15 protein-coding genes are annotated in these 12,822 nt (G+C 50.7%); 10 read left to right on the top strand and 5 right to left on the bottom strand.

What is annotated here, in order from left to right:
• Nucleotides 1-116: 116 nt before the first annotated feature.
• Entirely contained in the window at nucleotides 117-449 is a 333-nt protein-coding gene (locus tag MY052_RS10690) for a hypothetical protein (RefSeq protein ID WP_248538772.1), read from the bottom strand.
• A gap of 687 nt (nucleotides 450-1,136) precedes the next feature.
• Here MY052_RS10690 and MY052_RS10695 point away from each other — a divergent pair.
• From MY052_RS10695 to ldtE, 9 genes are all read left to right on the top strand, one after another.
• Nucleotides 1,137-1,529, top strand: a complete 393-nt coding sequence (locus MY052_RS10695; RefSeq protein ID WP_248538773.1) for a hypothetical protein — start codon at nucleotides 1,137-1,139, stop codon at nucleotides 1,527-1,529.
• Nucleotides 1,530-1,626: 97 nt separating this feature from the next.
• Entirely contained in the window at nucleotides 1,627-2,208 is a 582-nt protein-coding gene (locus MY052_RS10700) for a helix-turn-helix transcriptional regulator (protein ID WP_248538774.1), read from the top strand.
• A 512-nt stretch (nucleotides 2,209-2,720) separates the two neighbouring features.
• On the top strand, nucleotides 2,721-3,089 hold the full coding sequence (gene sufA, locus MY052_RS10705; protein ID WP_035897146.1) for a Fe-S cluster assembly scaffold SufA: 369 nt from the start codon (nucleotides 2,721-2,723) through the stop codon (nucleotides 3,087-3,089).
• Nucleotides 3,090-3,099: 10 nt separating this feature from the next.
• The gene (gene sufB / locus MY052_RS10710) at nucleotides 3,100-4,587 is read left to right on the top strand and encodes a Fe-S cluster assembly protein SufB (RefSeq protein ID WP_248538775.1); all 1,488 of its coding nucleotides are present in this window, start codon (nucleotides 3,100-3,102) and stop codon (nucleotides 4,585-4,587) included.
• A gap of 17 nt (nucleotides 4,588-4,604) precedes the next feature.
• The gene (sufC, locus tag MY052_RS10715) at nucleotides 4,605-5,351 is read left to right on the top strand and encodes a Fe-S cluster assembly ATPase SufC (protein ID WP_248538776.1); all 747 of its coding nucleotides are present in this window, start codon (nucleotides 4,605-4,607) and stop codon (nucleotides 5,349-5,351) included.
• Complete coding sequence (gene sufD / locus MY052_RS10720; protein WP_248538777.1) at nucleotides 5,326-6,600, top strand: Fe-S cluster assembly protein SufD; 1,275 nt, start codon at nucleotides 5,326-5,328, stop codon at nucleotides 6,598-6,600. Before sufC ends, sufD begins: the two co-directional genes overlap by 26 nt.
• A complete protein-coding gene (gene sufS / locus MY052_RS10725; RefSeq protein WP_248538778.1) occupies nucleotides 6,597-7,817 on the top strand; it encodes a cysteine desulfurase SufS in 1,221 nt (406 codons plus the stop codon). The genes sufD and sufS overlap by 4 nt, the downstream gene beginning before the upstream one ends.
• Before the next feature lie 12 nt (nucleotides 7,818-7,829).
• The gene (gene sufE, locus MY052_RS10730) at nucleotides 7,830-8,246 is read left to right on the top strand and encodes a cysteine desulfuration protein SufE (RefSeq protein ID WP_123652118.1); all 417 of its coding nucleotides are present in this window, start codon (nucleotides 7,830-7,832) and stop codon (nucleotides 8,244-8,246) included.
• Nucleotides 8,247-8,355: 109 nt separating this feature from the next.
• Nucleotides 8,356-9,372 (top strand): L,D-transpeptidase LdtE, encoded by a 1,017-nt coding sequence (ldtE, locus tag MY052_RS10735; RefSeq protein WP_035897131.1) that lies wholly within the window; start codon nucleotides 8,356-8,358, stop codon nucleotides 9,370-9,372.
• A gap of 63 nt (nucleotides 9,373-9,435) precedes the next feature.
• On the opposite strand, the gene MY052_RS10740 is transcribed toward ldtE, so the two are convergent.
• The 3 genes from MY052_RS10740 to ynhH all read right to left on the bottom strand — a co-directional run bounded on the left by MY052_RS10740 (nucleotide 9,436) and on the right by ynhH (nucleotide 11,697).
• Entirely contained in the window at nucleotides 9,436-9,672 is a 237-nt protein-coding gene (locus MY052_RS10740) for a major outer membrane lipoprotein (RefSeq protein WP_002908860.1), read from the bottom strand.
• Between the two features lie 311 nt (nucleotides 9,673-9,983).
• Nucleotides 9,984-11,396: a pyruvate kinase PykF gene (gene pykF / locus MY052_RS10745; protein ID WP_035896815.1), complete on the bottom strand. Its 1,413-nt coding sequence runs from the start codon at nucleotides 11,394-11,396 to the stop codon at nucleotides 9,984-9,986.
• 7 nt (nucleotides 11,397-11,403) lie between these two features.
• The gene (ynhH, locus tag MY052_RS24295) at nucleotides 11,404-11,697 is read right to left on the bottom strand and encodes a protein YnhH (protein ID WP_420828634.1); all 294 of its coding nucleotides are present in this window, start codon (nucleotides 11,695-11,697) and stop codon (nucleotides 11,404-11,406) included.
• 165 nt (nucleotides 11,698-11,862) lie between these two features.
• Here ynhH and fumD point away from each other — a divergent pair, with 165 nt between their 5' ends.
• Nucleotides 11,863-12,075: a fumarate hydratase FumD gene (gene fumD, locus MY052_RS10750; protein ID WP_035896833.1), complete on the top strand. Its 213-nt coding sequence runs from the start codon at nucleotides 11,863-11,865 to the stop codon at nucleotides 12,073-12,075.
• A gap of 21 nt (nucleotides 12,076-12,096) precedes the next feature.
• Here fumD and MY052_RS10755 read toward each other — a convergent pair whose 3' ends face one another.
• A complete protein-coding gene (locus MY052_RS10755) occupies nucleotides 12,097-12,735 on the bottom strand; it encodes a TetR/AcrR family transcriptional regulator (RefSeq protein WP_035896817.1) in 639 nt (212 codons plus the stop codon).
• Between the last annotated feature and the right edge of the window lie 87 nt (nucleotides 12,736-12,822).

Genomic DNA, 12,822 nt, shown 5'->3' on the forward strand with positions numbered 1-12,822 from the left:
CGATGACGGGTAAAGACGAGAGTGAAATGTGTGAGTGGTGAAACCGGATGAGGATAGACGTCCGTTTGAACGATGACGTTTCCTCAACCGCTAGATTTGCTGTCCGCTACCCGCGCTTAGCCAAAAGTTGGATAAACCGCGCGTTCGTCTAATTTGATGCAATGTTTAAGACGCTCTTCTCCGCGATAGATATAACCGAATGAGTCGGTCGATACGCGATGAAGAAGAGTGTCGCCATTGGCGAAGGGGATGATTTCGACATCACCTACGTGCTTATGGCCCGCGCCGGTTTCAAAATGTCCTTCCCATGCTTCCTGTGTGTGTTCATAGACGTGCAGAATGACCTCGACGAACCCGCGTCCCTGGCAGTTCAACTTAAGAATGGTTGACGAGAAATTGAGGGCGTAGGCCTGAAAAGAGAAAAGGAACAAGAAAATCGCTAACTTCATAACATTCACTTTATTTATTAAAAACCAAGAAACGAGGGATTGTTACTGTTTTGGGTAAGGATAATCTTGCTGTCGATCAATGAGAGGCGTATCAACTACTATTTGCTGTTTAATTAATATGTTAGTCATATCTCAATGGTTGCAATATGTTCAGTGATGGTGTGTCTTTGCGCAGGAGCTTATCAGCTCGAAAGAGCGTTATCGCTAAACGAAATATTTCTATTGATTAAGTTTTCAGGTGTCTATGTTCACGATGATTTACCGCGCGTTGCTGAGTTGTCTACGCGATTAAAAAACGATCAGGAGACTCTTTGATGAGTAGTAGAAATGGATGCGAATAGATGAAGGGTTGAAAAAAACAGGTGTAAATAAACTGATGAATAAATGCACAGGATCAATAATCCCATGTATTATCCACATCACTAAAATTGATATACATCAATTTTAGTGAAAAAAATCGAAGGCCTCATATTTAATTCTAAGCCTTTCTTTGAGTACCCCATAAGCGGTATCCCCTATCATGAAATGGATTAATTATCTAAAAATATAAATTTTAACAAATTTAATGTCTTTGGTATTGCTTCTTTGTAGTGTTTTGTATTGATTGTTTTGCGTTTGAAAATGTAATTGTAACTCTTATTGCGCCTCGGTAATCTTGAAAACGAGAATATAACACACGGGGTGGCGGTGGATAATAATATTAAGCTTCTTGGATATAGAATTGATAATAGACTTTATTATTCCGTAGAAAACAAAACCTTGATTTCTTTAGATGGCAGTGAGAAAAGCATTCCACTCAGAACAACCAAAGCACGCTTGCTTGAATATTTATTGCTAAAATCAGGTAGTAAAATAATTACCGATCAGGAGTTGCTAATAAATATCTGGGACAAATATGGGTTGAGTTCTTCGAGTCAACGTCTGTGGTTGGTTATGAGAGAATTGAAAGTCATCCTGGGTGGGTTCAATGTGTCAGATGATCTGTTTATACGGGTAGAAAACAACGGCTATCTCGTTGATGTTGCATTTGTTCGTGAAGTTGTCGAATTTACGAGGAAGGTGAAGACCGGAGAACGTTAGGTTACATCAGGAAGATACTGGCAAATTTTAGCGCACTTTAATTGAGGATAATAAAATAAATCCAGCGTTCACCAGCACAAAAAGCAATCTAATAGTTGTGTACACGAATAACTATTGGCTTTACCAGGGGATAAAACTTTCTCTTAAAGACTTTGATGTATTCCACTATATAGATGAACGCATCGACTTTAATCAACAGAAAATGATATTTGTAGACGGCAATATTCTTCTTGAGGGTAAAAGTGATAACTTCATCTCTTTTATTTATTCGAACTGCATTGATCGGATAGTATGGCTGACAGGTCACGATACGGGAATGGTATATCCTCTTTGGGCTGCTGGTGACCGTGTTATCAATATAAATAAGAGTCGCGACTGCTTCTCACAGGTTTTGCGAGCTGCGGCGACAGAACTGTCGATGGAAGGTATTGCATACTACGTACGACTTTCACCAACAGAAGCCCTTATCCTTAACTATCTTGCTAAGGGCTTCTCTATCGCCCAAATCGCTTTTATGACGGACAAAGCGGCTAAAACAATCTATCAACACCGCGCGACGATACTGAAAAAACTGGGTTATAAAAATGCGGCTTTCATGCAATCTATATTTTTGAAGTTAGGCAAGTTGATGTGGACGAACAGAAGGCCACGGTTGGCAGACGTTTCTGCAGCATCATAGCCACCTACACCTGCAGGTAGGGCAAGCGTTCAGCATATAGATAGGACGTCGTTTTCGACCGGGTGGTAGGGCAGTAAAGAACATTTAGGATGTTGATTTTACTTTGTTTATTGGCATTTTCTTTGACCAAAAGGTATTGGAATTTTCGCCGGGGCGTAGTTGGGGCGCTAAAAGCCCCCTACATGTCCTGACAGTGTTTTTGCTAACCTGTTGATAATGCTCTAAGTGCTTGATTCACAGAAAGTCGAAAAACCGATTAAATAAATAGGCATTGGCTATACATCTTTAGCACATCTCGCCAACCCACCTATCATCCTCAATAAATCCATTATTTTTCAAAGCATTGTAAAAATAAATCTATCTCATTCGGCGTTTGTCGCAGGGTCTATGCTTATAAAAAGGCATTTATAAAGGGAAAACCGCGAATACCCCCACGCGGCGCGGGTTGAAGTGATAATCATTATCACTAACATAGCGTTATCCCTTTGTAGCTCCACTGATGAGGTAGACCTATGGATTTGCATTCAGGAACTTTCGATCCTAACGACGTCAGCTGGCGTGGTATTACGCTGACTCCGTCTGCGGCGGCGCATATCCGTGAGCTGGTAAAACAACAGCCCGGTATTCAGGGCGTTCGACTCGGAGTGAAGCAGACCGGCTGTGCGGGTTTCGGCTATGTGCTGGACGCGGTCAACGAGCCGGATAAAGACGATCTGCTGTTCGAAGCCGACGGCGCGAAGCTGTGGGTGCCTTTAAGCGCGATGCCGTTTATTGACGGCACGGAAGTGGATTACGTGCGGGAAGGCCTGAACCAGCTGTTTAAATATCATAACCCGAAGGCGCAGAACGAATGTGGCTGCGGCGAAAGCTTCGGGGTATAGGCGGTACATAATGACGCGCAATACTGATGCAAGTGACGATGTCCAGACCTGGGCCGGTGGCCCGCTGAACTATAAAGAAGGGTTTTTTACCCAACTACAGACCGACGAACTAGCAAAAGGCATCAACGAAGAGGTGGTGAGAGCCATCTCGGCCCGGCGCAATGAACCCGAGTGGATGCTCGAATTTCGCCTGAAGGCGTACCATGCCTGGACTCAGATGGAAGAGCCGCATTGGCTGAAAGCCCACTATCAATCGCTGAACTATCAGGACTACAGCTATTACTCCGCGCCGTCCTGCGGTAACTGCGATGATACCTGCGCTTCCGAGCCTGGTGCGCAGCAGCAAACCGGGGCCAGCAGCTTTCTGACCGATGAAGTTGAAGCGGCCTTCAACCAGCTCGGCGTTCCGGTACGCGAAGGCAAAGAGGTGGCGGTGGACGCCATTTTTGACTCTGTCTCGGTCGCCACTACCTATCGCGAAAAGCTAGGCGAGCAGGGGATCATATTCTGTTCCTTTGGCGAAGCGATCCACGATCATCCTGAGCTGGTCCGGCGCTACCTGGGTACGGTCGTGCCCGAAAACGATAACTTCTTCGCCGCGCTGAATGCGGCGGTGGCCTCGGACGGCACCTTTATCTACATCCCGAAAGGGGTGCGTTGCCCGATGGAGCTGTCGACCTATTTCCGCATCAACGCCGAAAAAACGGGTCAGTTTGAACGGACGATTTTGATTGCCGATGAAGGCAGCTACGTCAGCTATATCGAAGGCTGTTCCGCCCCGGTGCGCGACAGCTACCAGCTTCACGCGGCGGTTGTTGAGGTGATCATCCATAAAGATGCGGAGGTGAAATACTCCACCGTACAAAACTGGTTCCCTGGCGACAACAACAGCGGGGGGATCCTCAACTTCGTCACCAAGCGTGCGCTGTGTGAAGGGGAAAATAGCAAGATGTCGTGGACGCAGTCGGAAACCGGCTCGGCTATCACCTGGAAATACCCAAGCTGCATCCTGCGTGGTGATAACTCGGTTGGTGAGTTTTTCTCGGTGGCGTTGACCAGCGGTCATCAGCAGGCCGATACCGGCACCAAAATGATCCACATTGGTAAGAACACCCGTTCAACCATTATCTCGAAGGGGATCTCTGCCGGGCATAGCCAGAACAGCTATCGCGGGCTGGTGAAAATCATGCCGACGGCGACCAATGCGCGTAACTATACCCAGTGCGACTCTATGCTGATTGGGCCTGACTGCGGCGCGCATACCTTCCCGTACGTTGAGTGTCGCAACAACAGCGCGCAGCTAGAACATGAAGCCACAACCTCACGTATCGGGGAAGATCAGCTGTTTTACTGTTTGCAGCGAGGAATTAGCGAAGATGACGCTATCTCAATGATTGTGAACGGTTTCTGTAAAGATGTTTTCTCGGAGCTGCCGCTGGAATTCGCCGTGGAAGCGCAAAAATTGCTGGCTATCAGCCTTGAGCACAGCGTCGGTTAAGGATTAAGGGAAACGATATGTTGAATATCAAAGAATTAGCGGTCTCGGTTGACGATAAAGCGATTTTGCGCGGCGTTAACCTGAACGTGCGTCCGGGTGAGGTGCACGCCATTATGGGGCCGAACGGTTCGGGAAAAAGTACGCTCTCCGCGACGCTGGCTGGCCGTGAAGATTACACCGTCACCGGTGGTTCAGTCAGCTTTAAAGGAAATGACCTGCTGGCGCTGTCGCCGGAAGAACGCGCGGGAGAGGGCATTTTCATGGCCTTCCAGTATCCGGTTGAGATCCCGGGCGTCTGCAATCAGTTCTTCCTGCAAACCGCGCTGAACTCGGTCCGTGCGCACCGGGGCCAGGAGCCGCTCGATCGTTTTGATTTCCAGGATCTGATGGAAGAGAAAATCGATCTGTTGAAGATGCCTGCGGATCTCCTGACCCGCTCGGTCAACGTCGGTTTTTCCGGCGGGGAGAAAAAGCGTAACGATATTCTCCAGATGGCGGTGCTGGAGCCGGAACTCTGCATTCTCGATGAAACGGACTCCGGGCTGGATATCGATGCCCTGAAAATCGTCGCCGACGGGGTGAACTCACTGCGCGACGGCAAGCGGGCGTTTATCATCGTCACCCACTACCAGCGCATTCTGGATTACATCAAGCCTGACGTGGTGCACGTGCTCTATCAGGGGCGAATTGTGAAATCCGGCGACTTCCGTCTGGTGAAACAACTGGAGGAACAGGGCTATGGCTGGCTTAGCGAACAACAGTAGCGCGCTGCAACAGTGGCAGGCGCTGTTCCAGTCGCGGGGCGGCAACGTTTCACCTCAGGCGCAGCAGCACCTCCAGCAAGTACAAAAGCTGGGTTTGCCGACACGTAAGGATGAAGACTGGAAATACACCTCGTTGGATAAACTGCTTGCCAGCACTTTCGTTGCTCCGGCACTGCCCGCGCTGACCGCAGAAGAGCGTGATGCCCACGCGGTGGCGTTGGATGCTTACCGTCTGGTGTTTGTTGATGGGCAGTTCGATGCCCGTCTGAGCGACGATTTATCGGCGAGCGGATTTGAGGTAACGATCGATAACCAGCGTCAGTCGCTGCCGGAAGCGGTTCACGGCGAAGTCTTTCTCCACCTGACCGAAGGGCTGGCGACCAGCGTGACCCATATTCAGGTGGCGCGTAACCAACATCCGGCAAAACCGCTGCTGCTGCTGCATATTACTCGTGGACTTGATTCTGATGAGATGAACACCGTGCACTATCGCCATCACCTGCGGCTGGCGGAAGGGGCGCAGGCGACGGTGATTGAACAGTACGTTAGTCTGAATGCAGCGCGCCATTTTACCGGTGCAAGGTTGACCGCGGAGGTGGCGGACAATGCGCAGCTTCATCATTTTAAGCTAAACGTTGAAAACGCCCTGAGTTACCACTTTGCCCATAACGATCTTCGCCTGGGACGCGACGCCTCGGCCTTCAGCCACAGCTTCCTGCTGGGCGCGGCGGTCACGCGCCATCACACCAGCACGCAGCTAAACGGTGAAAACAGCACCCTTCGGGTGAACAGCCTATCGATGCCGGTGGGTAACGAGGTATGCGATACCCGCACCTGGCTTGAGCACAATCAGGGCTACTGCAACAGCCGTCAGCTGCATAAAACCATCGTTAACGATAAGGGCCGGGCGGTGTTTAACGGCGTGATTACCGTAGCACCGCACGCGATCAAAACCGACGGGCAGATGACCAACAACAACCTGCTGCTTGGCCGCCTGGCGGAAGTGGATACCAAACCGCAGCTGGAAATCTACGCCGATGACGTGAAGTGCAGCCACGGTGCCACCGTAGGCCGTATCGACGACGAACAGCTCTTTTACTTACGCTCACGCGGGGTCGCATTAGAGGAAGCGAAAAGAATCATCCTCTATGCGTTTGCCGCTGGGCTGACCGATGCCATTGCCCTTGAGCCGCTTAAGCAGTATGTGCTGACGCGTATTGGGCTGCGTCTGGCAGGAGGTAAACAATGACTTTTTCCGTACAACAGGTTCGTGGTGACTTTCCGGTGCTGGCTCGTGAGGTTCACGGTCAGCCGCTGGTTTATCTCGACTCGGCCGCCAGCGCGCAAAAACCGGAGCAGGTGATCAACGCCGAAGCCACCTTTTATCGTCACGGCTATGCCGCCGTTCACCGCGGGATCCACACGCTAAGCGCTGAAGCCACGCAGCGCATGGAAGACGTTCGTCAGAAAGTGGCGCACTTCCTCCATGCCGCCAGCGCCGAAGAGATTGTGTTTGTGCGCGGCACCACCGAAGCGATTAACCTGGTGGCGAATAGCTGGGGAAACAGTAACGTCAAAGCGGGTGACAATATCGTGATCACCGCTATGGAGCATCACGCCAATATCGTACCCTGGCAGATGCTCTGCGCGCGCAGCGGGGCGGAGCTGCGGGTTATCCCTCTTACCCCTGACGGTACGCTGCAGCTTGATGCCGTAGAGGCATTGTTTGACGAACGTACCCGGCTGCTGGCGGTCACGCAGGTCTCTAACGTATTGGGCACAGAGAATCCGCTGCCGGCCCTGATTACTCTGGCACATCGCCACGGTGCGAAGGTGCTGGTGGACGGGGCGCAGGCGGTGATGCATTTGCCGGTTGATGTGCAGACGCTTGACTGCGACTTCTATGTCTTCTCTGGTCATAAGCTTTATGGCCCGACCGGGATTGGCGCACTGTACGTCAAAGCCGAGATTCTTCAGGAAATGCCACCGTGGGAAGGGGGCGGTTCAATGATCGCTACCGTCAGCCTGAGCGAAGGTACTACCTGGACCAAAGCGCCCTGGCGCTTTGAAGCGGGTACGCCTAATACTGGCGGTATTATCGGGCTGGGCGCGGCGTTGGATTACGTGAACGGATTGGGGCTGACGGCGATTGATGAATATGAACAGACGCTGATGCGTTATGCGTTGGACGCGCTGGCCACCGTGCCTGATCTGCATCTTTACGGTCCCGCTGAGCGCCGTGGGGTGATAGCCTTTAACCTCGGCAAGCATCATGCTTATGACGTGGGCAGTTTTCTCGACAATTACGGCATCGCCGTGCGTACCGGACACCACTGTGCGATGCCGCTGATGGCGTTTTATCAGGTTCCCGCAATGTGCCGTGCCTCGCTAGCGATGTACAACACCGTAGAAGAGGTCGACAGACTGGTCGCAGGGTTACAGCGCATCAGGCGTTTACTGGGTTAACAGGGAGCAACAATGGCGGCTTTACCGGATAAAGACAAACTGCTGCGCAACTTCCAGCGCTGCGCAAACTGGGAAGAAAAGTACCTCTATATCATCGAACTGGGCCAGCGCCTGGCGCCGCTTAGCGCGGAACAGCACAGCCCGGAGCATATTATTCAGGGCTGTCAAAGCCAGGTGTGGATAGTAATGGGGCGTGATGAGCAGGGAAGAATCACGCTACAGGGCGATAGCGATGCCGCTATTGTTAAAGGCTTGATTGCCGTGGTATTTATCCTTTACGATGGAATGACTGCCGCCGACGTTCAGGCCTTCGATGTTCGCCCCTGGTTTGAACAGTTGGCGCTGGCGCAACACTTGACTCCCTCACGCTCCCAGGGGCTGGAAGCGATGATTCGGGCAATTCGTACGCAAGCAGCAAGTTTTAGCTAATATCAAATAGACAGCTTTCATTCTGTTACGAAAGGCGGGCCTGAGCCCGCCACGCTGGTGGTTCAGCTTTCTGGCACGTTGTCAGTGAATATGAATAAGGAATCCAGATATGAAGCGCGCGTCCCTCTTAGCACTCAGCATTTTAGGAGCCCTCAGCGCCATTTCTAGCGCCTGGGCCGTTGACTACCCATTACCCCCTGCCAACAGTCGTTTAATCGGCCAGAACCAAACCTACACCGTTCAGGACGGTGATAAGAATCTACAGGCCATCGCCCGACGCTTTGATACTGCGGCGATGCTGATCCTCGAAGCCAACAACACGATTGCACCAGTGCCAAGACCTGGAACCGTCGTGACTATCCCGTCGCAAATGCTGCTGCCGGATGTGCCGCGCGAAGGCATTGTGGTGAATCTCGCTGAACTGCGCCTCTATTACTTCCCGCCGGGAGAGCAGCAGGTACAGGTTTATCCTATTGGTATAGGTCTTCAGGGGCTGGAGACGCCGGAAATGACCACGCGAGTTGGGCAGAAAATTCCAAACCCAACCTGGACACCCACGGCGGGTATCCGTGCGCGTTCACTGGAGCGTGGCGTCACGCTGCCAGCAGTGGTTCCCGCAGGGCCCGGTAACCCGCTGGGGCTCTTTGCGCTGCGCCTGGCGTACGGCAACGGTGAATATCTTATTCACGGTACTAACGCGCCGGACAGCGTCGGACTGCGCGTCAGCTCGGGCTGTATACGCATGAACGCGCCAGATATCAAAGCGCTGTTTGCTCAGGTGCGCAGCGGAACGCCGGTCAGGGTTATCAACGAACCGGTTAAATATGCTGTAGAGCCGGATGGCTCTCGCTATCTGGAAGTGCATCGTCCACTGTCGCAGAACGAAGCACAGGACACGCAAACCATGAAGATGACGTTATCCCCTGGCTTTAAGCAATTCGTCCAGCAGGCGAGCGTGAGCGAAGATCAGGTGAAGAAAACGCTGTCGCGTCGTGCCGGTTATCCGGTGATTATCTCTACGGGGAAAGGAACGGCTTCTGCGGCTGAGCCGGTGCTGTCGGTGCAGAACAGTGCGCGAAATGAAACGGTTGGCACAGAAACGTCATCAGGGAAGGTGACGCAGTAGAGCGGGGCAAATCGCAGGCAAAAAAATGGCGCACAATGTGCGCCATTTTTATTACCAGAACTCTTACTTACGGTAAGAGTGAGCCTGGTTGTCCAGACGCTGGTTAGCACGAGCTGCGTCGTCTTTAGCAGCCTGAACGTCGGAACGCATTGCGTTCACGTCGTTGCTCAGCTGGTCAACTTTAGCGTTCAGAGTCTGAACGTCAGAAGACAGCTGATCGATTTTAGCATTGCTGGAGCAACCTGCCAGCAGAGTAGAACCCAGGATTACCGCGCCCAGTACCAGTTTAGTACGATTCATTATAAATACCCTCTAGATTGAGTTAATCTCCATGTAGCGTTACAAGTATTACACAAACTTTTTTATATTGAGAATATTTTTTTATGCGTTTTCCCTTATTTTTGATCGTTCGCTCAAAGAAGCATCGACTTTGGGGTTTTGCAGCGAAAAAGTGTGTGAAAACAGGGAACTTCCATCGGATTCATCTTAGATAATCCGAGTTTAAATAGTGACAGCCTATTTGATTTTTTATTGAGCCCAGTTATCTGAGTGTATAAAAAAAGCGCCCTGAGGGCGCTTTTTTAAGCAAACTATAATAAGTATGTAGATTATTACAGTACGTGTACGGACGCAGTGTTGGTGGTTCCGCTTGGAACCAGCGCGCCAGAAACCATGACAACAACGTCACCTTTCTGAGCCAAACCGCTTTCTACAGCGACTTCTTTACCCAGACGGTAGAAATCATCGGTAGAGCTGATTTCTTTGACAACCTGAGCGATAACGCCTTTGCTCAGCACCAGCTGACGCGCGGTCGTTTCGTTGGTGGTCAGTGCCAGAATGGTGGCATCTGGGAAGTATTTACGGATAGCACGTGCAGATTTACCGCCCTGGGTAGCAACAACGATCAGCGGTGCGTCCAGTTTTTCAGCAGTTTCAACGGCGCCACGGCACACTGCTTCAGTGATGCGCAGTTTACGGCTGTCGTTGTTGAAGTCCAGACGGCTGGTCATAACGCGGTCGGTACGTTCGCAGATGGTTGCCATGATAGTCACAGCTTCCAGCGGGTATTTACCTTTAGCGGATTCGCCGGACAGCATGACTGCATCGGTGCCGTCGAGGATGGCGTTCGCTACGTCGCCTGCTTCTGCGCGGGTAGGGCGTGGGTTTTTGATCATGGAATCCAGCATCTGAGTCGCAGTGATAACGACTTTACGTGCACGGATACATTTCTCGATGATCATTTTCTGCGCGAAGATAACTTCTTCTACAGGGATCTCAACGCCCATGTCGCCACGAGCAACCATGATGCCGTCAGAAGCTTCGAGGATTTCGTCGAAGTTGTTCAGGCCTTCCTGGTTTTCGATTTTGGAGATGATCTGGATGTTTTCGCCGCCGTGCGCCTTCAGGTGCTCGCGGATTTCAACAACGTCAGAACGTTTACGGATAAAGGAAGCCGCAACGAAGTCAACGCCTTGCTCGCAACCAAAGATCAGGTCTTGTTTGTCTTTCTCAGCCAGTGCTGGCAGTGCGATAGAAACGCCAGGCAGGTTAACGCCTTTGTTTTCACCCAGGTCACCGTTGTTCAGCACTTTACAGATAACCTTGTTACCTTCGATAGCGGTCACTTCCATACCGATCAGACCATCGTCTACCAGTACGGTGTTGCCCACGGTCAGATCAGTGGTGAAGCCTTCGTAGGTGACAGCAACGATTTCGTTGTTACCGATAACGGATTTGTCGGTGGTGAAAGTGAAAGTCTGACCAGCTTTCAGGGAAACGTCGTTACCGCCTTCCAGCTTGATGGTGCGGATTTCTGGGCCTTTGGTATCCAGCAGGATAGCGGCTTTCTTACCGGTTTTGCTCAGCACGTTGCGCAGGTTCTTGATGCGCTGACCGTGTTCAGCATAGTCGCCGTGGGAGAAGTTCAGACGCATTACGTTCATGCCAGCGTCAAGCATTTTGCCTAACATCTCTTCAGATTCGGTTTTCGGTCCGATGGTACAAACAATTTTGGTCTTTTTCATGACAGTCTTAGTCTTTAAGTTGAGATTGAGAAGGATTGGGATTTTGAATTCTCGCTCCATGCGCGCACGGCCACGGAGTTAAACCTGTATTACGAAAGTTGCGATGCCACGCCATAAGGATAGGTGACATAAAAAAAGCGTGCAGAGGAAAGTGTGCTAGAGGTTCAGCATAGTTAAATAGGCGATGTTTTAATCGTTTATTAATGCAGTCCAATGAGCTGAAACCATTCAAGAAAGAAACGCCGCAGATTATACGATGGAATGTTGCAAAAAGAAAATAAAAACGCCGTTTCAAAATCAAATTAGGCTAATTAACAAAATAAAAACGAATTATTTGTGAAAGCGTAACAGTAAAGATGCGCAACAACGTCGCCAGAGCCGTTGTTTGCGGTATCGTTGATTTGCTTTATCCGGCAATAGAATCAATAATGATTTGATTATTAATGGAAATTAGCGAGCGTAAATGATGGGAAATCAGGCAAAAGACGACGTTTTATACCAGGAAATGTGCCGCGTGGTGGGCAAAGTGGTGCTGGAAATGCGCGATTTAGGCCAGGAGCCGAAACATATCGTGATTGCTGGCGTCGTCCGTACCGCGCTGGCTAATAGCAAAATTCAGCGCTCCGAGCTGACGCGCGAAGCGATGGAAAAGGTGGTAACTGCGCTTTCAGGGCAGTAACAACGCGTAAAAAAATCATCATCAGGCGATGACGAAGCGCAGGATAGCTTTTACTGCCAGCTCGCTGTGGTGGGTAATGAGCGCTTCATCATCGATTTCCGGAAGTGGACCGTCCAGATAAAGGCTATTGAAGCTATAAAAGTTGGAAACCTGATAAAAGCTGAAGCTACTAATGAGACGGTGGACGTCACGGGCTTCAATTTCAGGCTGGAAAATGCCCTGCACCTGACCGCGATGAAGAATGTGCTCAAGCAGCGAAAGGGCGCTTTTGTTGAGTCGTTTCAGGTCGCCTGATGCCAGCAGCCATTTCCCGCGCTGCATGTTCTCCATACAGATAATCCGCATAAAATCTGCATGCTCGGCGTGGTAACGCACGCTCCACTTCACCAGTTGCACCAGTGCTTCGACCGGTGGTTGATTCTCCAGCCCTAACTGCTGCTCCGTTTCACGGATCCGCGAATAGACATATTGAAGAACCGCCTGGTACAGCTGCTCTTTGGTTTTAAAGTAGTAAACCACCATACGCTTGGTGGTTTGTGCTTCCCCGGCAATCTGTTCCATTCTGGCCCCCGCCAGCCCATGTTCAGCAAACACGGTAATTGCAGCGGTGAAGATACGGTTCTTGAGCGACTGGGCTTCATCTTGAGCAATGGCGGGCATAACAACTCCTGTTAACTTTTCCAAGGGAACAAAAAATACACACAATGATCACAATTTAGCAACCAAATCTGGCGTCTACGAACCAAA

This window comes from Kluyvera ascorbata (genome assembly GCF_023195735.1).
Classification (GTDB): domain Bacteria; phylum Pseudomonadota; class Gammaproteobacteria; order Enterobacterales; family Enterobacteriaceae; genus Kluyvera; species Kluyvera ascorbata.